This is a genomic window from Sulfurimonas aquatica (assembly GCF_017357825.1).
GTDB classification, from domain to species: domain Bacteria; phylum Campylobacterota; class Campylobacteria; order Campylobacterales; family Sulfurimonadaceae; genus Sulfurimonas; species Sulfurimonas aquatica.
The window spans coordinates 2,466,700-2,491,697 of sequence record NZ_CP046072.1 but is presented as its reverse complement, the minus strand read 5'-3'; the positions used below and the strand labels follow the sequence as shown (position 1 = coordinate 2,491,697).

Genomic DNA, 24,998 nt, shown 5'->3' with positions numbered 1-24,998 from the left:
TTAAACAAATTACTCAAATAAAGGTTCAAAATGAAATTTACTAAAATTGCATCTGCTGAACAAATTGATCAAAAATGGATTTTGATTGATGCTGAAGGTAAAACATTTGGTCGTATGATGACAGAAGTAGCAACACTTCTTCGTGGTAAGAACAAAGTTTGCTGGACTCCAAATATTGATTGTGGTGACTATGTTGTTATCATTAATGCTTCTAAGGCTAAATTTAATGGTCTTGGTAAAATAGCTAACAAAGAGTATTTCTCTCATTCTGGTTACTTTGGTTCTACTAAGAGTGTTAAAATGACTGAACTTTTAGAGAAAAACCCTGAGAAACTTTATAAGTTATCAGCTCGTGGTATGCTTCCTAAGACTAAGTTAGGTGCTAAAATGCTTAAGAAATTAAAAATATATGCAGGTGCTGAACACCCTCACACTGCACAAATAGCTAAGTAAGGATTTACTAGATGGCAAAAACAATATATGCAACAGGACGCCGTAAAGCGTCAATCGCAAAAGTATGGTTAACTCCAGGAACTGGTAACATGACTATTAATGGTCTTTCACTAGATGCATGGTTAGGTGGACTTGAAGCTAAAAAGCTTCGTGTTAAACAACCATTAGTTCTTTCTAAGCAAGATGGTTCAGTTGATATCGTTGCTACTACTTTAGGTGGTGGTTTTGGTGGTCAAGCTGATGCACTTCGTCACGGTATATCTCGTGCACTTGTAGCATTCAACCCAGAAATAAAAGCTATCCTTAAACCAGAGGGTATGATGACTCGTGATTCACGTGTTGTTGAACGTAAGAAACCAGGTAAGAGAAAAGCTCGTCGTTCTCGTCAGTTCTCTAAACGTTAATATTTCTACTTTCAAACTTTTTATCCAGAGTTTTCTCTGGGTAAACTTCTCCCTACACTCAAGATACACTATCAATTTATTTTATAGATTTATTTAGATTTTATTATATTAGTTGTAAAATTTCCTTCTCAAAAAAAGGAATACCTTGAAATATATAATATATGCACTCCTATTATTCTCATCAACACTACTTGCAGCGACACAAGCGCAAAACATATCAGAGCTTTTCGACAAGGCAAATGTTAATGCAAAGATAAAATATTACTATATTCAAACAGATAAAGAAAAAACAAATCTGCCAAGTACATCAGCATATGCAAACTCTGTAGGTGGCCAGTTTAATATGCAAACTGCAACTCTTAACGGTTTTAGCGCCAGCACTACATTTATGACTACCAACCCATTTTTACTCTCACCAAATGTAGACACATCTATCATCGCTAAAGATAATGGGGCATTGGGTGGAGATGCAACAGAGGGATTCTCAACCCTTGGTGAACTTTATATCTCTTATAAAAATGCCAATATAAACATTGATGCAGGGAGAAAAGTTATTAAATCTCCACTTATGAATGCTAAAGATGTAAGAATGCTTCCCTCTGCAGTTTCAGGAATTTTTGCATCGTATACAAAAAATAAAAATCTAAAAATAGAAGTTGTGGCTATTAACAAGTTTAAGCAGAGAACTTCAAATAGGTTTATGGGCATAATTGAACATGCCTTAGGTGCAAATAGAGATGCGATAACAGAGTCGAAAAATGATTATCTTGCACAGGTTGGTGTGATATATAATCGTGATGATTTTAACTTTAGAGTTTATGATGACTATGCAAATCATTTTATGAACTCTATCTATCTTGACTCTACTTTAGATATGAAAATTGCTGATAATAAACTAACTCTAGGTGCACAGTATATACGTCAAGACAGTATAGGTAATGCAGATAAGAATTTAAAAAATACAGGCTCACTTACTGGCGGTAAAATAATTGTAGTAAATGCAGTGGCTTTTAAGGCGGAACTTGCCATTAAAAGTGCTAAAATTGGAATTGATTACTCAAAAGTTATTAGTAATGACAATGCACATGACTCTTTAGTGCTTCCATGGGATGGTACACCTCTATTTACAAATATGATTACTTCAAACAATCTTTTTCAATCTATTTACGGAAATGCTCTTAAGGCTGATAGTGTATATATTGGTGGAACTCAGGGTGTGAAAATATTTTATAATCAAAAATATGACTCTTTTGGTTTTAAGGGCTTAAGCACTACTCTTGCATACCTAAATAGCTCAAATAGTAGATTTTTTAAAGATCAAAATGATTATAATGCAGTTATAGCATACAAACACTCTCAAAACTTCTCTATTGCACTTAAAGCTATTTTGACTTATAATGACACTTTAGCAAGTGAATTAGGTTCTATTTCTCAGACTGATAAATTAACTCAGTATAGAGCTATAGCAAACTATCAATTTTAATTAAGGAAAGTATATGAAAAAAACACTTTTAGCAACAGCTATAGTAACATTAGCATTAGTTGGATGTAATGGTTCGCAGAATGTAAAACCTAAAGAAGCTTCAGCACACGACAAGCATTGGGATTATGGAAGTCATAATGGTCCTGCCCATTGGGAGGAGTTTTCCAAAACATGCGGCAAGGGGATTCACCAATCACCTATAAATATTATTCCAGGTAAGACTATGTCTATGAATCATGAGTATGATTTAAGTATGCATGATGATATTACAGGTATGGCAAAAGTTATAGATAATGGGCACTCTATAAAAGTAACTCCTGAGCATGGTGGAGCGATTACTCTTCATGGCGAAGATTTTAATCTTTTACAGTTTCACTTTCATGGTAAGAGTGAGCATACTATAGATGGCAAGCGTTTTGATATGGTCGCTCATATGGTTCATCAAAACCCTAAAACAGAGCAACTTGCTGTTGTAGCAGTTTTCTTTGAAGCGGGAGAAAAAAGTGTTGTTTTAGAAAAAATTATAAATAATGTTGGCTCAACTGTAAAGATTGATCCACAAGACTTCATGCCTTTAGATACTTCTCACTACTATCACTATATAGGTTCTCTAACGACACCACCATGTTCTGAAAATGTACAGTGGTACTTATTGAAAAAACCTATAACTGCTTCAAAAGAGCAGATAGAACACTTTAGAAAGTTTTATGTTGACAATGAACGCCCAGTTCAAGAACTTCACGACAGAAAAGTAGAAGCTAACTAAGAGCTTTTCTACATTAACTCTATTGATATATAATACCCTCAATTATAATTTGAGGGTAAATGAATGAGAGCCATCTTCCTACTAGTATTTGCTTATACCCTTTATTTTGCATCAACGCTCCACCTAGCGACATCATCAAATCCATCGCGTTTAAACCCCATCCTAGCAACTGACTCTAGCTCCTCTTTAATAGCTGGTTATCTATTTAATGGTCTCGTAAAGTTTGATAAAGACTCTAAAAATATTATAAGTGATTTGGCAGAGAAATTTTATTTTCTTGATGATAAAACATTAGTGTTTGAGCTGAAAAAAGGTGTAAAGTGGCATGATGGGGAGGAGTTTACATCAGCAGATGTTCTTTTTACATACCAAGTCCTTATATCTGATAAAATATCTTCACCCTACAGCACTGGTTTTCGTTTTGTGCAGAGTGTAAAGGTGTTAGATAAGTATAGAGTAGAAGTAAAGTATACTAAACCCTATTTTAAAGCCTTAGAGACTTGGATGATGGGAATACTGCCTGAACATATCTTAAGGGATGAGCAAAACTTTATGAGCTCAAGCTTTAACACAAACCCCATAGGTACAGGAGCATATAGACTCTCAAAACTTGAGTACTCAAAAAATATAGAACTGAGCGCTTTTGATGAGTACTTTGAGGGCAGGGCTAAAATAGATAAGATATCTTTTCATGTCATCGCAGACCAGATGACCCGTTTTTTGATGCTCAAGTCATCTGAACTTGACATTGGTGGAGTTGAGCCAATGGCTTATGAGAGACAACTCGATAAAGACTTTTTTGACAAGTTTAACATTTATGAGAAAATTAGTCTCTCATATACTTATCTTGGATTTAATCTTAGAGTAGAAAAGTTCAAAAATCCTGATGTAAGAAAGGCACTCTCATTAGCGGTAGATAGACAAGAGTTAGTAGATATACTTTTTTTTAAACATGCAAAAGTATGCAGTGGCCCTTTTTTGCCGGGAACTTCTGCGTTTAACGAGAGTGTAAAAGTTCCAACGCCAAATATACAAGAGGCAAAAAGACTTCTTAAAAAGGCAGGCTATGATGAGAATAATCCTTTTACATTTGAGATAGTTACTTCAAACTCATCGCCAGTTCGCCCTTATGCAGCACAAGTTTTACAGCATCAGTTAAAAAAAGCAGGAGTAGTGGTAAATCTTCGTGTTATGGAGTGGCAAGCATTTTTAAATATGGTCGTATTTCCTCATAAGTTTGACTCGGTTCTTTTAGGCTGGGGACTCTCGCCAACGCCAGATCCATACCTTTTTTGGCATAAAGATAGTGATACAAAGGGCGGATTTAATCTTGTAGGCTATGATAACCCTAGGGTGAACAAGCTTATTGAGAAGTCTCAAAGTATGATAGATAGAGAGAAACTCTCTCTTGTTTGGCAGGAGATGTTTGAGCTTATAACAGATGATAATCCCTATCTTTTTTTGTATATTCCAAATGAGATATCAGCAGTAAATAAGAATGTAAAAAATATAAAACCAGCTCTTGGCGGTATATGGCATAACTATATTGAGTGGACTAAAGATTAGTAAAACTTATTTTCAGTACAATAAGCAAACCTAATTTTTAAGGCATGAAAATGAAATACCTTTTTATCTTTCTCAGCATGAGTACGCTACTTCTCTCTCAAGAGTTAATTGACCAGACATTTATGAACGACTCTGAAAGAGTTCTTTGGATACTGCTAAGTATTGCCAGTCTTATAGCACTTATATCCTCCTCTTATCAGTTTATAAAGTTAAAAAAAGAGTACTCTAAAGTCAAAGAGAGACAAAACGTCATCAAGGACGCTCAAGATAAAATAATCTCTGATATGAGTGAAAATATCTATAGCGTAGTGCAAGATGTGGTCAGTAAAGAGGGACTTTTATCTCAAAAAATAGAAGAGAATCCTCAAGATAGAGATTTAGTAAAAGTTATGGATTCAGAGAAAAAACTTTATGACATGACAGGGAACTTAATAGAGTTCTTGCGTTTAAAATCTAAAAAAGTTGAAATAGTAAATAACAACTTTACATTTGTAAACCTTTTAAATGATATCTCGGGTAGCCTGATAAATGATTTTAAGAACTCTAATGTCGAACTTATTTATGATGTAGATAGCGATATTCCCTACATACTTATGGGTGACACTCTGAACCTTGGTAATATTTTACGAAATATTCTTGAGTATAGTATGTATAACAAATCAAGAAAGACACTCATGCATGTGACAAAGGTAAATGAGTTTTCATTAGTGAAAAAACTCAACTTTACTATTACTACGGATATTAAATTTGATGTTGATGAGTCTCTATTTAACTACAACTATAACGAAGAGACAAACCAGTATGAGGGACTTGGACTTTTTATCGCTAAAGATTTATCTCTGCTTATGGACGGCAAGTTAAGTGTTAAAAATACCAAGAGTAAAAATGTTGAGTTTTCTTTAACGATTCCTTTTCATTCAGCAAAAGATACTGAGAAAAAGTACAGAAGACAGCTTGACAAAAGATTGGCAAATAAAAAAGTTTTAGTTGTAGATGATAACCCAGATTCTGCACTCGCATTAGAGAAGATATTTTTAAACTTCAAGTACAGCGTTAAAGTAGAAAATAGAAACGAGTACCTTCAAAACTTATATGACTTTTCCATGTATGATATGGTGGTAATTGATGAGAGACTCTTCACAACTAAAGCACTTGCAAGTTTAAAAGAGAGTGATTGTAAGGTTGTTTCAGTTGAGAATTTCTTTAGCTCTTCAACTCTAAACATAGATGGCTTAGATGTGCAACACCTGAACAAACCATTTACTCAAGAGAGAATTTACCATATACTCAGTGAAGCTTACATTCCTCAAGAGAAAAAAGATCTCTTAGATGAGACTAAACATGCATCTAGGACTCAAAAACTAAAAGTAAACAGGGGTGTTTTTGACAGTACTCCAAATGTTACACTGCAGAGATTTTCTGAGTTTAAAGGTAGAGAACTACTCCTTGTTGAAGATAATCTAATCAACCAAAAAGTAATTGTGAGTCTTTTGGGAAAATCAGGTATAGGCATTACCATAGCAAACAATGGTGAAGAGGCCGTAGAGATTGTTAACTCCGACAAAGAGTTTGACTTAGTACTGATGGATATAAATATGCCTCTTATGGATGGCTATACAGCTTCACAAATCATTCGTGAAAATCCTAAGTTTGATATGTTACCAATTATCTCACTAAGTGCACTTACATCAACAGACGAAGTAAGACAGATGTTTAACTCTGGAATGAACGGCTACATCGCAAAACCACTCAAAAAAGAGAAACTCTTTAGTGCATTTAGCATGTTTATGCAAAAAAGCGAAGTAGTGGAGGAGACAGATGAGGGTATCCAAGAGAAAGTATCTTATGATGGACTAGATATAGAGCATGGAGTTGAGCAGATAGAAGGAAATACTATGCTCTATAAAGAGTTACTGATGGAGTTTAAGGATGCATATGGAAAAAGTGATGAGTTCCTTGCTGAGTTGATTGAAGATCATCGATATGAGCAAGCTAAAATGCTATGTCTAGACTTAAAAGGTCTCTCTGGCTCTATATGTGCATATGATATGAATACTTTAGCAACAGAGATGCACAAGCAACTCCTTTATAAAAAGTATGAGTTTCTTCCTAAGTTTGTTCAAGATTACTCGGTTGAGATTCAAAAACTCAACAACTCTATTGCGTTATACACTAAAGATATATAAGTGAGTTTTTAATTGATAATACTTTTTGATTTAGATGGAACACTCATAGACTCAACGGATGCAATTTTAGAGGGTTTTCACCACACTTTTGATACTTATGAGGCTAAATGTCCAAGCGATGAAGATATAAAAGCTCTTATAGGGTATCCCCTAGATGTGATGTATGGTGAACTTGGGGTTAAGAAAGACGTTGTCTGGGATTATGTGAACACTTATAAAGAGTATTATCAAAAGATATCTACACAAAAGACATATCTTATAGAGTCTGCTAGAGAAGCGGTAATGCTAGCTCACTCCTTTGCTTCTTTAGGTATAGTTACTACAAAAACAGGAAAGTATTCTCAAGTGATTATGGAGCATTTAAAACTTATGGAGTACTTTAGAGTTTTGATAGGAAGAGAACATGTTGAGAATCCAAAACCACATGAAGAGCCTATTTTAAAAGCACTAGAATCTTTTGATACGAAGGAGCAAGAGATATGGATGATAGGGGATACTAAACTCGATCTCATTAGTGCTAAAAACGCAGGTGTAAAATCCATAGGAGTTTTGAGTGGGTATGACACTTTAGAAACACTACAAGAACATACGGATATCATCTTTGATAATGCATTAGAAGCTGTGAAGTTTTTGCAAAATAGAGCATAGAGAAAATGACTTCAATTTACAATCAAACTTTTTCGCTAAAATATCTGTAATTAAATAACTTTAGTCGTCTCATGCGGCGCAAGCGGAGTAAAGGGATTTTATTCCTTTACGGGAGTATAAGATGGAGGTTTCCTTCATTTTATGAAATACAATTAAGGAATTATAAATATGCCATTACTAGACTCATTTACAGTTGACCACACTATCATGCCAGCACCGGCAGTTCGCCGTGCAAAGGGAATGAAATCTCCATCAGGAGATGATATTACCGTTTATGACCTGCGTTTTTACAAGCCAAATGAAGGCTTAATGGATGGAAAGGGTATACATACTCTTGAACACCTTTTTGCAGGTTTTATGCGTAATCACTTAAACGCCAAAGACGTTGAGATAATCGACCTCTCTCCTATGGGATGCCGTACAGGTTTTTATATGTCTGTGCTTGGAAAACCAGCTGAGAAAAAAGTAGCAAAAGCATGGAAAAAATCTATGAAAGATGTTTTAGAAGTAAAAAGTGAAAGTGATATTCCTGAGTTGAACCTCTACCAGTGTGGAACATATAAAATGCACTCACTTAAAAATGCTAAGAAAATTGCAAATGATATTCTTAGTCATAAAATAGGTGTTATGGATAATGATGCACTTCAGTTAAGTGCAAAAAAACTCAAACAGATAAACTAAGATTAGTCTAAATCTATGAACTCAAAATCTTATAAACTCAATCTTTTTATTCCGGTAAGTATAAGCATACTTATCGTGGCTGCATCTGTATTTTCAATAGTTTTATATTTACAGTTCGCTGCAATAGAAGAGCGAAAGATGATGAGTGCTCCTAATTTTGAACAGGAGTTTACAAATCGTGTAAAAAACAATGTAAATGCCTTTGATGTACTTATAGAGTTGCTTAAGTATGATAAAGAGATACAAGAGCTATTTCTCTCCAAGAAAACTGATAAACTTTTCGATTTTATGCAACCAATATATAATAGATTAAATGAAAAAATGGATGTTACACATTTATATTTTCTAGATATCAACGGAAAAGTTATCTTAAGAGTGCATGATAAAAATCGCCATTCAGATATAGTTGATAGATATACTTTTAAGCAAGCAAAACTCCTACAAAAACCTTTTAGTGGACTTGAGTTTGGTATCAAAAAGAATTTTACTCTACGCAATGTTCATCCTTGGTTTGTTGATGGTAAATTAATAGGCTATATAGAGCTTGGTAAAGAGATAGATAAGATAATGAGTGCTATCTCTAAAATCATTGATGTTGAAGTTTTGATGGCTGTTAAGAAAGAGATATATAGGGATGCATCCACGCATATAATGCAAGAGATTCACGATTGTGTTGAGACTAAAGATTATTATATCGTTTATAATACTGTTGCTGTTCCAGATGAGATGCAAAAGCTATGTGCTGAAAATATGGAGATAGATTTACATATTGAGATGAATGAGAAATACTACCATACATCAGTGAATCCTATAAAAGATATTCAAGGTACAGATATTGGTTATTTTATATTTTTGACAAATGCTACATTTGAGAGAGGACTTTTTATAAAAATGATGCTGATACTCTCTATTAGTATAGGAGTCTTTACGGTACTTCTGCTTGTTATGTGGAAAGTACTGAGTAGAAAAAGAGAACTTCAGATTAATGAGATGGCAGATAATCTTGCAAACATTGCTGTCACGGATGAACTTACTGGTCTTTACAATAGAAAATATTTTAATGAGCAAGGTTTACTCGAGATAAATAGAGCTAAACGCGAAGGCTTGTGCTTTAGTATGCTTATGATGGATATAGATTTTTTCAAACGCTATAACGATACTTATGGCCACCAAGCTGGAGATGAGGCAATTAAAACAGTTGCAAGAGTGATAAAGTCAACATTTCAAAGAGCAAGTGAACTCTCTTTTCGTATAGGTGGAGAGGAGTTTGCCGTACTCATAACTCATAACAAAAAAGAAGACCTCTTAGAAAGAGTCAGTAGACTTCAAGAGGCTCTTCTTCTTGAGGCAGTTGAGCATAAAAAGAACGACGCTTCGGATTTTTTAACCATCTCTAGTGGTTTAGTAACATGTACAGATGGAGATATAAATAACTTAGATGTGCTCTATAAAAAAGCCGATGCAGCTCTTTATGCGGCAAAAGAAAACGGCAGGAACCAAGTCGCTGTTTACGATAGTATCTCCCCAGACGCATAGTGCTTAAAGTTAAGTCATAATTGAAAAACTTTAATGATGAAACACATACTCTGACACTCAGTGAAGATGGCTCTTATACTGCTTACTCTAAAGAGTATGATGAGCATTATCACTCCACAAAAGATGGGGCTCTAAAAGAGTCCTATGAAAAACATGTCATACCTGCATTTAAATCACTTAGCAATAAAGATGAAGTTGTTATTTTAGATATCTGTTATGGCTTGGGTTTTAACACTCTTTGTACTCTTTTATATTATAAACAAAATTCTCCACAAACAAAACTAAAAATATACTCACCAGAACTCGATGCTTCTTTGATAAAGTCACTTACAAGTTTTTCTTATCCTCAAGAGTTTGAACAATTTAGGGAGATAATAAACGCCATCTCTATAGATGGCGTTTATGAAGATGACACTCTATATATAGAACTCTTTTTAGGTGATGCAAGAGAGTATGTAAGAAGATTTCAAAACAAATTTGACATAGTCTATCAAGACGCCTTTTCTCCAACTACAAATCCCACTCTTTGGACAAAAGAGTACTTTAAAGACATAGCAAACGCCATAAAAAAAGAGGGTGTTTTGACAACTTACTCAATAGCCCTGCAGACACGACTCGCTCTGTATGAGAATGGATTTAATATCTATTTAAATAAGGGAGAGAGCTTTAGAGCCGCTACGGTTGCATCACTTAGCCAGCTAACTTTTTTTGATTATGTGGATATGGAGCATAAGATATCTTGCAATCCTAGTATCAAACCTCTAATGGATTAAAAGATTTATATATCATTATAAGTTTTTTTGATAAAATGATAGTAGACTAAATAGATATGGATATTAAGCATGCAAGAACTTAGAACAATTTTAGATAATTTACCTATAAATATAGCAATATATCGTTACGAAGAGAATGATTTCAGAGTTATATGTTTTAACAAATCTGCGCTTAAGACAGAAAACTTAGAGCTAGATGATGTTTTAGATAAAAAGTTAAGTGCTGTTTTTCCAGGTATAAAAAGATTTGGACTCTTTGATGTGCTTTTGGATGTACATAAAAATGGCGTTGAAAAAGAGCTAGAGATAAACTTTTATGAAGATGAGCGTATCAGTGGATGGAGAAAAAATTTAGTCAATAGACTAGAAAATGGTGACATCATTGTTTCGTATAGTGATGAAAGTCTTAGTTTGACTAAAGATAAACAGATTAAATCCCTCTCCACTATTGTTGAAAATAGTATGAATGAGGTCTATATCTTTGATGCTCAGACATTTAAAATGTCCTATATGAATGAGTCTGCACATAAAAATATCGGTTATACACTCAAAGAGATTAAAACACTAAGTCCCTATGATCTTAAACCTCAATATAACAAAAAACAGTTTATGAAACTTATGAAACCTTTATTGAAAAATGAAGTAGAGCATTTAGTTTTTGAGACACTCCATCAACGTAAAGATGGGAGTGTCTATGATGTAGAAATTAGACTCCATAAAATGAAGCTAGAGGATGAAGAGGTTTTTATTGTTATTGCACAGGATATCTCTCAAAGAAATGAAGAACGAAAAGCTTTAATCGATAGTGAAAGTAAGTTTAGAAGTATAGTAGAGAGCTCCCTTGTGGGTATATTCATGTACAATGAAAAGATAGTCTACGCTAATGATCTCTCGTGTCAGTTATCAGGTTATAGTCGTGATGAATTGCATAAACTCTCGCTTTGGGAGTTAGTAAGACCAGAGCTGCAAGAGAAGACTAAAGAGCTTCTAGAAAGTCGTATTCATGGAAGCGGAGCAACTGTTAAGTATGATAATTTTGGCATTGTTTCTAAAAGTGGCAAAGAGATTATTGCAAGGGCAAGCTCAAGCATAATTAACTATAAAGGAAAAAAAACAGCTCTTGTATCTTTTGTTGATATCACTGATGTTGTAAATATTAAAAAAAGAGTTGAGCTCTTGAGTCAAGCAGTTGAGCAAACGGATGAGCTTGTAAGCATAGTCGACTTGAATGGAATTATTAAATATGCAAATGAAGCACTTGTAGCACATACAGGGTATAAAAAATCAGAACTCATCGGTAAGCATGTTAAAATTTTTAAGTCAGGACACAATAGCGATGAAGTTTATAAAAAATTATGGACAACTGTACTTAGTGGTAATATATTTCGAGAGATAATCATTAATACTAAAAAAGATAAGCAAAATTTTTATCAAGAGATGACAATCACCCCAATGCGAGATGAAGAGGGTGAGATAAATAACTTTATAGTTACAGCACAGGACGTAACCAATAGAATGGAACTTGAGAGTAAGCTCAAAACATTAGCAACAAGAGATACCCTTACGGGAATCTACAACAGACATAAAATAAATGAAGAGATTGATATAGAGATAGCAAATTATAAGAGATATGCAAGGGCTTTTGCTCTACTTATGATTGATGTTGATCACTTCAAAAAGGTGAATGACACTTATGGACATGACAAGGGAGATTATGTACTTAAAGAGATAACAGAGATAATCTCTAGGTCCATACGCATCACTGATAAGTTTGGACGTTGGGGTGGTGAAGAGTTTGTAGTTTTACTGCCAGAGATTACTAAAGAGGGAGCGATAAAAATTGCTACCAAATTAAAAGAGTTAATCGCCAACCATATTTTTAAAGATGTTGGTAAGCAGACAGTAAGCATTGGCGTAAGCGAGTTTCATGCTAATGATTCCAAAGATGAGCTCATTAAAAGGGCAGACGATGCTCTTTATGAAGCAAAAGATGGTGGAAGGGACTGTGTACGATTTAATTAAAAAGGATTAAAAACTCTTTTTTTAAGAGTTTAAAACTTCTAAGAACTCTTCACCAAACTGCTCATACTTCTTCATCCCTATGCCATTTACTTCAAGCATAGAGAGCTTGTCAACAGGTCTGTCATTTGCTAAGTGCTTGAGTGTTTTATCGCTAAATATTAAATAAGCTGGAACGCCAAGCTCAGCTGCAAGTTCACTGCGTTTAAGTCGAAGAGTCTCAAAAAGTTCGTCATCGTAGTCAAACTCTTTTTCTTGTTTGATTTTTTTCTCTTTTACATCTATGTCTAAACGCGAAGATTTAATATCTACTTGCTTTTGAGACTTGAGTATCTCTATAGCACTATTAGTGAGTTTTAGAACGCTGAACTCACCAAGCGAAAGTATCTTTAACTCTACTAAACGCTCTAGTATGACAAACCACTCTTTTTTACTCAAATGAGTTCCAATACCATAGACCGATAGTTTATCTGCTTCATTACTTAAGAGTTTTTGCTCTTTTGAGCCTCTGAGTATATCTATGATATAGTTCTTTCCAAAACTCTGGTTACTTTTGTAGATAGCGCTTAGAAGCATCTGGGCCTCTTTGGTTATATCTTGGCGTTTATCATCAGAGTTTAAGCAGTTGTCACATCTATCGCCACACTCATCAAGCGTATCGTTAAAGTACTCGGCAAGTTGTTTATGAAAGCATAATTCACTTGTGGCATAGCTATAAATCTTGTCTATTTTTTGATCTAGATGAGTCTTATACTCTTCGTTTTCTATCTCTAAAAGAAATCGTTTTTGCATTACCATATCGGCTGCGTTAAATAGAAGTAGGACTTCACTATCTTCTCCATCACGTCCCGCTCGTCCTATCTCTTGGTAATAATTTTCCTGAGATTTTGGAAGGGACATATGCACAACAAAGCGAATGTCGCTCTTATCTATTCCCATTCCAAATGCGATGGTAGCTACCATGATGTCAACTTTGTCATTGACAAATATTTTGAAGTTCTGCTCACGAACGTGTTGAGGAAGTCCTGCGTGATAAGGAAGAGACTTATAGCCATTTACATTTAAAAATGAGCTCAACTCTTCGGCTTTTTTTCGAGAACTTACATAGATGATGCCACTCTCATCGACATGTCTTAAGAGAAAGTTTTTAAGTTGTGCATGGCCATTAGCTATTCTTCTTTGAGCAGATATAAAGAGGTTTTTTCTAAAGATTTTTCCCTTGAGTAAAAGGGGATTTTCCATGCGAAGTTCTCTGAGTATATCTGAGGTTACATTATCTGTAGAAGTGGCGGTAAACGCAGCTATGGTAGTGTGAGGAAAATTTTCTTTTAAATTTCCAAGAGCTCTATAATCATCACGAAACTCATGCCCCCACTGGCTTATACAGTGCGCTTCGTCAATGACAAAAAAGTTTATCTTGAGTGAGTGGAGCATATTGATAGTCGAGCCGTTATTTAAACGCTCAGGAGAGAGGTATAAAAACTTGAGCCTGTTGGTTTGAGCTAAGTGAATGATCTCATCTACTTCATCAAAGCTTTGAGCTGATGAGATCATAGCAGCAGCAATATTTTGAGCTTGCAGGGCTGCTACTTGGTCTTGCATGAGAGCTATAAGAGGAGAGACAACTATGCTTATCCCATCCATCATAAGTGTAGGGAGCTGAAAGACTAGAGATTTTCCACCACCAGTTGGCAGTATCATTAAGAGGTCGCGGTTCTCTAAGATGGCGTCAACACCATCCTCTTGAAGTTCTCTAAAGCTGTTGTGTCCAAAGCTATCTTTTAGTACTTGGTGTTTAATAAGAGTTTTCCTAATAGCTAGTGTTTATAGCGTCTACTTCATCCCAAGAGAGAGTAGTCTGTTTTTGATGAGTGATTATATGAGAGACATAGCGGGCAAACATATCTGTTTCAACATTGACCTTTGAGCCTTTTTTATAGTTCTTAAAAAGCGTCTCTTTCATCGTATGTGGGATGATAGTCAGTCTAAAAACATTAGCGTTTACGTCATTTATAGTAAGACTGACTCCATCTATGGTTACAGAGCCTTTAGGAACTAAAAAGGGGATAGATTTTTTATCTACTTCTATATAAACGTCAAAAGAGTTTCCACTGTTTTTTATCTCTTTTACAGTTCCAATAGTATCAACATGACCTTGGACGATGTGACCTTCAAATCTATCACCCATCATCATAGCAGGCTCTATATGTACTTCGTTTTTATAGTTCTCCATCGCAAGGACACTTTGTGACTCAGGAGATAACTCAACGCTAAATCCATCATGTGCAACTTTAATAACCGTCAAACATGCACCATTTATAGCGATAGAATCACCAAGGGAGGCCTGATGTTTAGCTTTGACGCTCAGAGTACTTCCAACTAAGCTTTTAACAGTTGCAATTTCTCTTATTAGTCCTGTAAACAAATGTTTTCCTTAATATCGTAAAGTTTTATCTGCCTCAAAGAGGCAAGCTTTAGTGCCTCAGCGGCTCTGTCATTAAATGACGACACCATCGTTGCTAAAGCATAAGTGTGGTGAAGCGAAGTAAATCGGGACTTGTTCCGATTTATGTATCAAACCTAAAAGACTATTTTACCCTCTTCTTGAAGGCCTTTGATGATCTCTTTTGCTTTTTCATGTCCTGCATATGCCGCTTTACGACATAAGTCGAGCGCTTTATCATTATCTTGTTCACACCCTACACCTTGGTCGTACAGAAGACCTAGATTATAGTAACCTTGAGCAAGACCGCCATTGGCCGCTCGCGTAAAGCAGATAAAACATTTTGCATCATCTTTAGGCACACCATGACCCTCTTTATATAAAACGCCAAGGTTATTAAAGCACTGTAAGTGTCCGCGTTTAGCCCCCTCTTCGTACCAAAAAGCAGCTTCTGAGTAGTTTTGCATACAGCCAAGGCCACGTTCAAGCATTAATCCTACTTCATACATAGCGGGTGGAACTTCTCTTGTTGCTGCTTCCATATGTAGTTCATGCGCTTTAAATTGGTCGTGTTCAACGCCACCAATTCCATTTTCATACAAAATTGCAAGGTTAAAAAGGGCATAGGGCTGTTTTGCCTCTGCCGCTGCAGTATAAAGTTCTAGTGTTCTCGCTTCATTTTGCTCACACCCTTGAGCGTTTTGGTACATAAACCCTAAAGACGTCTGCGCATCTGCGTTTCCTTGCTCTGCAAGCTCTGTAAATAACTTAAATGCTTTGTCATAATCTTTTGCATTATAAGCTGCGTTTGCTTCTTCTATCATGTGACCTCATTTTTTGTTTTGATTAGTTTTTTAAAAGTAGTTTGATTTTCTTTACTAATTTTGTTTATATTATGCAAATGATACTCAAAAATGATAAAATTCGGTTTAATAAAAAGTTGTAAGTTTATATAAGTGACTTCATCAGCTCATTCTCGAAATCACATCCTGTGATTTCTGCGAGGGTTGAAAATCAGAATTCATCCTTGAATTCTTTTTTGATTGTCAAAATCCGCTAATGCAGCCACTTATATAAACCAGTCGCAAGAAATCAGATAGGATATAAATAATGAATTATGATGTAATAGTAGTTGGTGGTGGTCATGCTGGCGTTGAGGCTTCCCTTGCAGCGGCAAGAATGGGACATAAAACTCTTTTAATCTCTATGCTTGCGGAAAATGTAGGCGCTACTTCTTGTAATCCAGCTGTTGGTGGACTTGCAAAAGGGCATTTGGTTCGTGAACTTGACGCTCTTGGTGGGCAGATGGGTCTTATTACCGATGAAGCGGGTATACAGTTTCGCATACTTAACCAGACAAAAGGTCCAGCAGTTCGTGGATCTCGCGCTCAGATAGATATGGACAAGTACAGAGTTATCGCTCGTAACGTCATCTTAAATACTCCAAACTTATCCTTAGCTCAAGAGACGGTTGAGTCTTTAATCATTGAAAAAGATGTGGTTAAAGGAGTAAAGACTGATCTCTTAAATGAGTATATGGCTTCTAAAGTCATCATAACGTCAGGAACTTTTTTAAATGGAATCATTCACGTTGGTGAGATTCAAAAAAAAGCCGGGCGTTATGGAGAGGAGAGAAGTGAAGGTCTCTCTGCTTCACTTAAGAACGACGCTAAGCTAAACTTATCGCGTTTAAAGACAGGAACTTGTGCACGTATAGATAGCTCAACTATTGACTTCTCTGTGATGGAAGAGCAGGGTGGTGATGAGTTGCCATCCCCTTTTTCTTTTAGAACTAATCGTGAAGAGTTTCGTGCAAATAAGGTGCAACTTCCTTGCTACATCGCATATACAAATCCTCTTACGCATGAGATTATCTCTTCAAACTTTTACCGTGCACCACTTTTTACCGGCCAGATAGAGGGGAATTCACCGCGTTACTGTCCGAGTATCGAGGATAAAGTAAGTAAATTTGCAGATAAAGAGAGACACCACCTTTTTATAGAACCACAAACGAGGGACAATACGGAGTGCTACATAAATGGCCTTTCAACTTCTCTCCCTCCAGAAGTTCAACGCGAGATGATTCACTCGGTTGTTGGAATGCAAAATGCAAAAATAGTACGTTATGGATATGCAATAGAGTATGACTTTGTAGATCCACGCGAGCTTAGACACTCACTAGAGACTAAAAAGATAAGTGGACTTTATTGCGCCGGTCAGATTAACGGTACAACTGGTTATGAAGAAGCAGCCGCTCAAGGTATTATGGCTGGTATAAACGCAGGACTTTCACTCCAAGGAAAAGAGCCTTTGGTGCTTAGACGCGATGAAGCATATATAGGTGTTTTAATAGACGACCTTGTTACAAAAGGGACAAATGAGCCCTATAGGATGTTTACCTCACGTGCGGAGTATAGACTTCTGCTTCGTGAAGAATCAGCAGACACGAGGCTTGGTAAATATGGCCATGAACTGGGACTAATTTCAGATGCAGAATATGAGAGAATAAAGTTAAAAGATGAGCAGATTAGGTATGGAGCGCAGCTTTTAGAAGATACAAAATTTACTCCAAATAAAGAGTTTAACGCACTTTTGGAATCTATGGATGAGCCACCTTTAAAAGATGTCTCAACAGCGCAACAACTTGTTGCAAGAAAAACTTTTGACGTGCAAAAGATGCTTAAAATTATGCCTGAACTAGAAAAATTTGATGATTATATAAAAGAGGAAATTCTCGTTGAAGGGAAATACGCTCGCTATATAGATAAGCAAAGCGAAGAGATACAGAGAATGAAAAAGTATCTTAAAATCGCCATTCCAGAAGGCTTTGACTTTACAAAAGTAAGTGGGCTCTCAAAAGAGGTTCAAGAAAAACTAAAAAGCTTTGCTCCACCAACTCTTCAGGCGGCAATGAACATTAGTGGTATAACGCCAGCGGCTATTGAGATACTACACATTTATATCAAAATTGCAAAAAGAGATGCTAAGTAAATTACAAATTTTTAAAAAAAGAACTTGAATTAATAATTAATATAAATTTAATAGTATATAATAGGCTCATAAATTTCACAAGAAGTGAGTAAATATGAAAGATAGCAGCCGTAGAGGTTTTATGGGAAAGGCATTTGGTGGCTTTGCAGCAGTAGGCGCTGTGGCTTCATTGTATGCTATGAAAAAATCTTGGGATCCCCTTCCAAGTGTTAAAGCAGCAGGTTTTACAACTCTAGATATGTCTGCATACAAAGAAAATGAGTTAGTAGTAGAAAAATGGAGAGGTAAGCCGATTTTTGTTTTGAAAAAAACTGCAAAAATGGTTTCTAGTCAAACTCCAGTACAAGCAGAACGTGACGTAATGATAGATGGCTCTCACTATATGATAGCTATTGGATTATGTACACATTTAGGATGTATACCTGCATACAAGCCAAGTACAGAAGACTTTTTATGTGCATGTCATGGTGGTCAGTTTGACTTCTCTGGTGCAGTAACAAAAGTTCCACCTCCTCGTGGCCTAGATATTCCTCCGTTTAAAATAGATGGCAATAAGTTAGTACTTGGCGAAGTTGGACCTGAGTATCAAGCTATGAAAGACACTGGCATAACGCTTTAAAAGGGAAAGAATGGCAAATTTTACAAAAGCGACAAGTATTAAAGATTGGTTGAACCAGCGTTTAGCAATCGAAAAAGTAGAAAAGGTAATGATGTCGGAGTATTGGATTCCGAAAAATATTAACTTTTTATGGGCAATGGGAATGGTTCTTGTAATGACCTTCGTACTTCTTTTAGTCTCTGGAATATTTCTTTTGATGTACTACCAACCAAATGTAGCAACTGCGTTTGATAGTGTAAACTACACAATTATGAGAGAAGTAGACTTTGGTTGGTTATGGAGACATGTACATGGTGTAGCTGCGTCAGTAGTGTTTTTAATAATCTACATACATATGTTTACAGGTATATACTATGGTTCATATAAAAAGGGACGTGAGATGATTTGGATCTCTGGAATGCTTCTTTTTGTAACTTTCTCTGCTGAAGCGTTTTCAGGTTATATGCTTCCATGGGGTCAGATGTCTTACTGGGCTGGTATGGTTATAACCAATCTATTTTCTGGTGGTTCTCTGCATGCAGACTTTTTAGTAGAGTGGATTCGTGGGGATTACGTTCCCGCTCAAGCGTTCTTAACGAGATTCTTTATGCTTCATGTACTTCTACTACCATTAGCTATTATGGGTCTTATTGGGCTTCATTTTGCAGCTCTTCGTATACCTCATGTTAACAATCAAGATGGTGACGAGATTGATTTTGATGTTGAGAGTAAAAAGTATTTAGCAGGTGATAAAGCCGGTTCAAAAGTTATTAGATTCGCAAATGATTTTATGTCTAAGGATATGATGGTTGTTGGCGTTTACCTTGTTTTCTTTTTCTACCTTGTATTTTATAATTATGGTTTTGCAATGGACCCTGTAAACTTTGATCCAGCAGACGGGCTTAAGACTCCAGCACATATCTACCCTGAGTGGTACTTCTTGTGGTCTTATGAGATTCTTCGTCCTTTCTCTGTTGACGTTGGTCTTATAGCGTTTGGTTTTGCTCAAGTTATCTTTATAGGACTCCCATTTTTAGACAGAAGTCCAAACACAGTTCCAGCATCTCGTAGAGGGCTGTTTAAGTACTGGTTCTGGGCTATGCTTGTAGATATGATAGTACTGACAGCTATGGGTAAACTCCCTCCTGAGGGAATATTTAGCACGATAGGTTTTGTAGCGGCGATAGCGTTTATCCTTTTATGGATAGCGCTTCCGATCATCACAAAATTTGAAAAAAAGATATAAGGAGAAGAGAATGAAAGAATTATTAATATTAGTAGTCGTAACAGTTTTTACTCTTGTAACTTATTATCTTGTTGAGCCATTTGCTCACTCACAGATGCATAAACATATTGAGAGTGAAGCTTTTGCTTATGCTGATCTGCCTGCTATCACTAAAACTGGCAATGTGGCTAATGGTAAAGATTTAGTTATGGGCGCTGGTGCTTGTGCTGGATGTCACTCTATAGAAGTTGAAGGTATGCCAGCTTCTATGGATGCAACTACCGCAGCAGCTTCTTATGGTGTTAATCCTCCTGATTTAAGTAACGCCGGTGCAGTATATGATGCAAAGTTCTTAGCGAACCTAATCAAAAATCCTGCACATGCTCTGAATGTTGAGCACAAGTTTGACGTTAATCAAGGTCAAATGCATCCAATGGTGGCATTTTATGGAGCAGGTGGAGATATAGACCAAGAAGTAGCAGATATGGTTGCTTACCTTCAGTCCATTGCCGTTAAAGCTGAAGATTTAACTCCTGAGATAGCGTTTGAGAACGCTTGTGGAAGATGTCATGAAGTTAGATATGAAAACTGGACTCAGATAGGTACTAAACCTACGTTTAAACATAAAAGAGATGAGTTGGCGTTTGACATTCAAGTCTTAGATTATAAAGATTCACTTAAAGCTTATATGGGTTCATTACCACCAGACTTAAGTATGTATATCCGTTCTCGCGGAGAGCACTATGTAAGCACATTCGTGGAAAATCCACAGAACTATTTACCTGGTACCGCTATGCCTCGCGTTGGTGTAAATGCTCATGCAGCTGAGAAAGTTGTTGAGTACCTACTAGACGCTGGAGATACTAAACGCCATGAACGTGCAGAAGTTGGTAGAAATGTAATGATTTATATTGTTATATTTGCGATACTTGCACTGTTATGGAAAAAACAAGTTTGGAGAGATCTTCACTAAATAATACAATAAGAGAAAAGAGTTTCTTTTCTCTTTTAATGGTAGTTTAATTTTTATTTTACTGCCATTCTTCTTCTTTACAGATATATAATCATACAGTTTACTTCTCTCTAATCTAGTAATATTTAATATACTTTATTTTATATGAATTAATGAATAGCTATAATAGTTATAAGCCATTAATATAATTTTTAAAGGCTAAGATAATATTAGGAGTTTAAAATGAATAAGATAATGAAGTTGGTATTTGCATCTATATTGATGTTGACATCGTTAATGGCAAAAGACAAGGGGATGGATTTACCTTCTAGTACACCAATTGAAGTGTTTGAAATGAACGAGAATCAGATTGGTATTGGTTATATTCAGTTTAATGTTAAACTATCATTGGAAGATGCTTATTTTGAAGATAAAATAGGTGATGTTGATTATGATAATAAAGGGATAATAGTAACTCTTCCTGCTAATACAAGCACTATGATAGGAAAGATGTTTGAACTTTCATATACTGCAGGTGTTATTGATAGTAAGCTTAAGAATGGGCGATTTACAGATAGTGGAAACATATATAATAATAGTTATGAAAAAAATGGATTTTATTTGGGAATTAGACCATCTTTTAGTGTAAATATATATGATGGTGATATGTTTAAATTGAAAAATTCAACAGCTTTACATGCAATCGCATACACATTAAGCGGTGACTTTTCTGTTAATAATAACAATGGCCTAAATTATGCCTACGATGAAACAAGTTATGGAGTAGGAGTAAAGCCTAGTACAGTACTTAGTGGAACATTTTATCCTATTTCAAACTTTGGATTATCTGGATTTGTTGGAGCATCGACTTTTTTAGCATTAGATGTTAATAACTATACAAATAAGAGTACATCATTAGATTCAGATGTAGAAGTAGGTGGTTATATGTCTAGTATAGATCCAATATATGGTTTTGATGTGATTTTTAAAGGGATATTTTCAGATAATGACACATTTAATCTTTCATCCGTTTTTAGTCAAAAAAATGATGAAGCTGGTGTTGAAACAATTGTAAGATATATATTTACTTATTAATAAATTTAGATAGATATAAAGCTTTCCACTTCTTTAGTGGCAAGCTATTTCTACTCTTCTGTAACAATCTCAATAGTTGAGCATAAAACATCATGCAAGGCTTTTTTATCTTTTCTATAAAATGGAACCAGTAAACCTATTAAGATGGTTGCTGAAAACAGAAATGCTATAAATCTCATAATAGCTCTTAAAAATGAAATATTTTCAAAACTTTTATCATCTACAACTTTTATATCATAAGCTTTTTTCCCTGGTGTTTGTCCATTTTTTGCCAGTAACGTAGAGTATATGAGTCCGTAGATACTAACGCCAATTAATGGAGCTAATTGGGAGGATTGAAACTCATCTTTTCCATCCATAAATGCATATGTAATTATATAAAGTATGGGAGCATATATCATAAACATATCTACTATAAAAGCTTTTACTTTTAAAGGATAAGATGCATATATATAGCGTTGTTCTGGCTCTTTTGTCTGTTTTGTTTGCTGTTTTAGTTTGCGGAATCTCATGGCCGAATTATAACAAAATAAGTTAAAGAGTTTAAAATAAGAAAGCCTAATATGTGAATGTACAGATAAACTCTAATACTACTTAAATTAAGTCAAGATATTTTCAACTCTAATGGATATAATTGCGAGATAAATAATAATCAGGGAAATATATGTTAATTGATAGCTATGATAGAGTCGTAGACTACTTACGTGTTTCAGTAACAGAACGCTGCAATTTTAGATGTCAATACTGTATGCCAGAAAAACCCTTTTCATGGGTTCCAAAAGAGAACTTACTCTCTTTTGAAGAGCTTTTTGAGTTTATGAAAGTCGCAATTGACGAGGGCATTAAAAAGATTCGTATCACAGGTGGTGAACCGCTACTTCGTGAGGATCTAGATAAATTCATTAAGATGATTTATGATTACGAGCCATCAATTGACCTTGCTATGACTACAAACGCGTTTCTTTTAAAAGGTACGGCGCAGAGACTCAAAGACGCGGGACTTAAGCGCATAAATGTGAGTATAGACACTCTCATACCAAGCGTTGCTCAAGAGATTGCAGGAAAAGACGTTCTTAAAAATGTTTTAGCTGGCGTTGAAGAAGCGCTTAAAGTTGGACTCAAAGTAAAAGTAAACATGGTTCCAATGAAGACAGTAAACGCAGATGAGATTATAGACGTACTTGAATACTGTAAAGAGAAAGGTATGTCCATTCGCTTTATAGAGTATATGGAAAATAAACATGCAAAAGAGGGGATAGCTGGACTAAAGTCAGATGAACTCCTGAGTATACTGCGAGAGAAATACGAGTTTGTAGACGAAGGTTTTGATGGAACTTCTCCTTCACACTATTATCGTATGAACGATGGGTATAGGTTTGGCATTATCGAGCCTTATGCAGATGACTTTTGTAAGCAGTGTAATCGCATTCGTCTGACTGCTGAGGGAAATCTTATTCCATGTCTCTATTTTGACGAGGCTATGAGTATCAGCGAGTCTATTAAACGCGGAGACATTAAAGGTGCTGCTCTTGTTTTAAAAGAGGTAGTAAGAACTAAACCTGAGAAAAATCGCTGGGGTGGAGAAGACGACGAGTCATCATCTCGTGCATTTTACGAGACTGGAGGCTGAGAATGTTTATTTTGACATTACTTGAACAAAGTCCAAGTAACTACATTAACGCTAGGTTTACTTCAGCAGTAGGCTCAAAAACTAAAGTTTTTACGGAGCATATATGCTCTATTTAGTGGAGCACTTCTACTCTATACAAGGTGAAGGAAAACATGTAGGCGCGCCTTCACTTTTTTTTCGCTTTGGTGGATGTAATATGAAGTGTGAAGGCTTTGGCTGCAAAGAAAAAGCGCCTAATGGCGTTGAAGTTTTAGGATGCGATACTGTCTATGCGGTAAATAAAGAGAACTTTTCGCACCTTTGGGCTCCAGTAGAAAAAGCCTCAGAGCTGTTAAATATTTTAAATCTTTACGACCTTCCTGGAGCAGTCGACATAGTACTTACAGGTGGAGAGCCTCTCATATATGCAAATGATGAAGTCTTTGTTACGTTTTTAGAGACTCTTGTAAAGAATGGACACAGAATCACCTTTGAGACAAATGGCTCCATAAATGTAGATTTTGAAAAATATCCGGTTTATAAAGAGTGCGTCTTTGCTCTTTCAGTGAAACTTTCAAACTCAAATGAGAGTGAATCTAAGCGTGTAAATGGTGCTGTTATACATAACTTGGCATCAAACGCTAAAGAGGCGTTTTTTAAGTTCTCAATAGATTTTGAATCTATTCACTTAGGTTTAGAAGAGGAGATATCTAACATAGTCATTCACTCTTTAAAAACGGAAGTCTACTGTATGCCACTAGGTGGGACAAAGGCTGAAGTGGAGGCAAATACTGAGCCTCTTATTGAGTTTTGCAAGGCTAAAGGGTATAATTTTAGCGATAGGCTTCATATACGGATTTGGGATCAAAACAAGGGTGTATAGCTTTGAGTTACTTTATGGATCCGCTTTAGAGAACGAATCCTCGCTTCGCTCTGGGTCTCTAAAACAGATCCATAAAGTAACTGAATTTCAAGGAATCAGAAAATGATAATCAGAAAACTTTTTAAATTTGAAAATGCTCATATAGTGCGTGGATGCTCAAGCGAAAAATGTAGAAGCTCGGTTCATGGACACTCTTATAAAATAGAACTCCTTTTTGAATCAAACTTCTTAGATAATGGTCAGATGGTTTATGACTTTGGCTTGATGAAGCAAAATATGAAAGCTCTTGTTGAGAGTTTTGACCATGCTATTGCCATTTGGAGTGGAGATAACGCAGAGTACGTTAAAGATATGAAAAAACACTCTGCTAGATGGGTAGAACTTCCAGTTTCTCCTTCGGCTGAGCAGTTTTCTCGTGTTATATTTTTGATGATAGATAAACTTTTACAACTTACTACAAGTGTAAATGGCGAAAAAGAGGTAAAGCTCTCAAGTGTTATAGTGCATGAAACGCAGACGGGATACGCACAGTGTTTTGTGGATGATGCATATAGTAAACAGATGGGCACTATAGCTCTTGAAGATATAGTTTTTTCTCAAGACGTTAAAGAGGAGTGGGCAGATAGTGAACTCTTTGAAAAGATGAAACGCGGTGAAAAGTTTTTAAACCCTTTAAGTGTATAACTC

The 24,998-nt window shown here is 35.7% G+C and carries 23 protein-coding genes; 19 read left to right on the top strand and 4 right to left on the bottom strand.

Going from position 1 to position 24,998, the window contains the following annotated elements; genetic code table 11:
* The first annotated feature begins 30 nt into the window (after positions 1 to 30).
* The 11 genes from rplM to GJV85_RS11855 all read left to right on the top strand — a co-directional run bounded on the left by rplM (position 31) and on the right by GJV85_RS11855 (position 12,518).
* A complete protein-coding gene (rplM, locus tag GJV85_RS11905) occupies positions 31 to 453 on the top strand; it encodes a 50S ribosomal protein L13 (RefSeq protein ID WP_207561601.1) in 423 nt (140 codons plus the stop codon).
* Positions 454 to 464: 11 nt separating this feature from the next.
* On the top strand, positions 465 to 857 hold the full coding sequence (gene rpsI / locus GJV85_RS11900) for a 30S ribosomal protein S9 (RefSeq protein WP_207561600.1): 393 nt from the start codon (positions 465 to 467) through the stop codon (positions 855 to 857).
* A 145-nt stretch (positions 858 to 1,002) separates the two neighbouring features.
* Positions 1,003 to 2,340, top strand: coding sequence for an OprD family outer membrane porin (locus tag GJV85_RS11895; RefSeq protein WP_207561599.1), 1,338 nt, complete (start codon positions 1,003 to 1,005; stop codon positions 2,338 to 2,340).
* Positions 2,341 to 2,353: 13 nt separating this feature from the next.
* Complete coding sequence (locus tag GJV85_RS11890; protein ID WP_207561598.1) at positions 2,354 to 3,106, top strand: carbonic anhydrase; 753 nt, start codon at positions 2,354 to 2,356, stop codon at positions 3,104 to 3,106.
* 63 nt (positions 3,107 to 3,169) lie between these two features.
* Entirely contained in the window at positions 3,170 to 4,672 is a 1,503-nt protein-coding gene (locus tag GJV85_RS11885) for a peptide-binding protein (protein ID WP_207561597.1), read from the top strand.
* A gap of 50 nt (positions 4,673 to 4,722) precedes the next feature.
* Positions 4,723 to 6,858 (top strand): response regulator, encoded by a 2,136-nt coding sequence (locus GJV85_RS11880; RefSeq protein ID WP_207561596.1) that lies wholly within the window; start codon positions 4,723 to 4,725, stop codon positions 6,856 to 6,858.
* Between the two features lie 12 nt (positions 6,859 to 6,870).
* Positions 6,871 to 7,506, top strand: coding sequence for an HAD family hydrolase (locus GJV85_RS11875; RefSeq protein WP_207561595.1), 636 nt, complete (start codon positions 6,871 to 6,873; stop codon positions 7,504 to 7,506).
* 168 nt (positions 7,507 to 7,674) lie between these two features.
* A complete protein-coding gene (luxS, locus tag GJV85_RS11870; RefSeq protein WP_207561594.1) occupies positions 7,675 to 8,187 on the top strand; it encodes an S-ribosylhomocysteine lyase in 513 nt (170 codons plus the stop codon).
* A gap of 15 nt (positions 8,188 to 8,202) precedes the next feature.
* A complete protein-coding gene (locus tag GJV85_RS11865) occupies positions 8,203 to 9,723 on the top strand; it encodes a sensor domain-containing diguanylate cyclase (RefSeq protein WP_207561593.1) in 1,521 nt (506 codons plus the stop codon).
* A gap of 20 nt (positions 9,724 to 9,743) precedes the next feature.
* Entirely contained in the window at positions 9,744 to 10,496 is a 753-nt protein-coding gene (locus GJV85_RS11860) for a tRNA (5-methylaminomethyl-2-thiouridine)(34)-methyltransferase MnmD (protein ID WP_207561592.1), read from the top strand.
* Between the two features lie 69 nt (positions 10,497 to 10,565).
* The gene (locus GJV85_RS11855) at positions 10,566 to 12,518 is read left to right on the top strand and encodes a sensor domain-containing diguanylate cyclase (protein WP_207561591.1); all 1,953 of its coding nucleotides are present in this window, start codon (positions 10,566 to 10,568) and stop codon (positions 12,516 to 12,518) included.
* Between the two features lie 21 nt (positions 12,519 to 12,539).
* On the opposite strand, the gene recQ is transcribed toward GJV85_RS11855, so the two are convergent.
* The 3 genes from recQ to GJV85_RS11840 form a co-directional block, all read right to left on the bottom strand.
* Complete coding sequence (gene recQ / locus GJV85_RS11850; RefSeq protein ID WP_207563190.1) at positions 12,540 to 14,315, bottom strand: DNA helicase RecQ; 1,776 nt, start codon at positions 14,313 to 14,315, stop codon at positions 12,540 to 12,542.
* Positions 14,316 to 14,325: 10 nt separating this feature from the next.
* Complete coding sequence (gene ribE, locus GJV85_RS11845) at positions 14,326 to 14,940, bottom strand: riboflavin synthase (RefSeq protein WP_207561590.1); 615 nt, start codon at positions 14,938 to 14,940, stop codon at positions 14,326 to 14,328.
* 155 nt (positions 14,941 to 15,095) lie between these two features.
* Complete coding sequence (locus tag GJV85_RS11840) at positions 15,096 to 15,782, bottom strand: tetratricopeptide repeat protein (RefSeq protein ID WP_207561589.1); 687 nt, start codon at positions 15,780 to 15,782, stop codon at positions 15,096 to 15,098.
* A 286-nt stretch (positions 15,783 to 16,068) separates the two neighbouring features.
* Here GJV85_RS11840 and mnmG point away from each other — a divergent pair, with 286 nt between their 5' ends.
* The 5 genes from mnmG to GJV85_RS11815 all read left to right on the top strand — a co-directional run bounded on the left by mnmG (position 16,069) and on the right by GJV85_RS11815 (position 21,819).
* Positions 16,069 to 17,949 (top strand): tRNA uridine-5-carboxymethylaminomethyl(34) synthesis enzyme MnmG, encoded by a 1,881-nt coding sequence (gene mnmG, locus GJV85_RS11835; RefSeq protein ID WP_207561588.1) that lies wholly within the window; start codon positions 16,069 to 16,071, stop codon positions 17,947 to 17,949.
* Between the two features lie 94 nt (positions 17,950 to 18,043).
* Positions 18,044 to 18,568 (top strand): ubiquinol-cytochrome c reductase iron-sulfur subunit, encoded by a 525-nt coding sequence (petA, locus tag GJV85_RS11830; protein ID WP_207561587.1) that lies wholly within the window; start codon positions 18,044 to 18,046, stop codon positions 18,566 to 18,568.
* A 10-nt stretch (positions 18,569 to 18,578) separates the two neighbouring features.
* On the top strand, positions 18,579 to 19,793 hold the full coding sequence (locus tag GJV85_RS11825; RefSeq protein WP_207561586.1) for a cytochrome b: 1,215 nt from the start codon (positions 18,579 to 18,581) through the stop codon (positions 19,791 to 19,793).
* Positions 19,794 to 19,803: 10 nt separating this feature from the next.
* The gene (locus GJV85_RS11820; protein ID WP_207561585.1) at positions 19,804 to 20,745 is read left to right on the top strand and encodes a c-type cytochrome; all 942 of its coding nucleotides are present in this window, start codon (positions 19,804 to 19,806) and stop codon (positions 20,743 to 20,745) included.
* A 222-nt stretch (positions 20,746 to 20,967) separates the two neighbouring features.
* The gene (locus tag GJV85_RS11815) at positions 20,968 to 21,819 is read left to right on the top strand and encodes a hypothetical protein (protein ID WP_207561584.1); all 852 of its coding nucleotides are present in this window, start codon (positions 20,968 to 20,970) and stop codon (positions 21,817 to 21,819) included.
* A 50-nt stretch (positions 21,820 to 21,869) separates the two neighbouring features.
* Here GJV85_RS11815 and GJV85_RS11810 read toward each other — a convergent pair whose 3' ends face one another.
* Complete coding sequence (locus GJV85_RS11810) at positions 21,870 to 22,331, bottom strand: RDD family protein (RefSeq protein WP_207561583.1); 462 nt, start codon at positions 22,329 to 22,331, stop codon at positions 21,870 to 21,872.
* Positions 22,332 to 22,483: 152 nt separating this feature from the next.
* On the opposite strand from GJV85_RS11810, the gene moaA reads away from it, so the two are divergent.
* From moaA to GJV85_RS11795, 3 genes are all read left to right on the top strand, one after another.
* On the top strand, positions 22,484 to 23,449 hold the full coding sequence (moaA, locus tag GJV85_RS11805; RefSeq protein WP_207561582.1) for a GTP 3',8-cyclase MoaA: 966 nt from the start codon (positions 22,484 to 22,486) through the stop codon (positions 23,447 to 23,449).
* A 103-nt stretch (positions 23,450 to 23,552) separates the two neighbouring features.
* Entirely contained in the window at positions 23,553 to 24,311 is a 759-nt protein-coding gene (locus tag GJV85_RS11800) for a 7-carboxy-7-deazaguanine synthase QueE (protein ID WP_207561581.1), read from the top strand.
* A 102-nt stretch (positions 24,312 to 24,413) separates the two neighbouring features.
* On the top strand, positions 24,414 to 24,995 hold the full coding sequence (locus tag GJV85_RS11795; protein WP_207561580.1) for a 6-pyruvoyl trahydropterin synthase family protein: 582 nt from the start codon (positions 24,414 to 24,416) through the stop codon (positions 24,993 to 24,995).
* Positions 24,996 to 24,998: the final 3 nt, after the last annotated feature.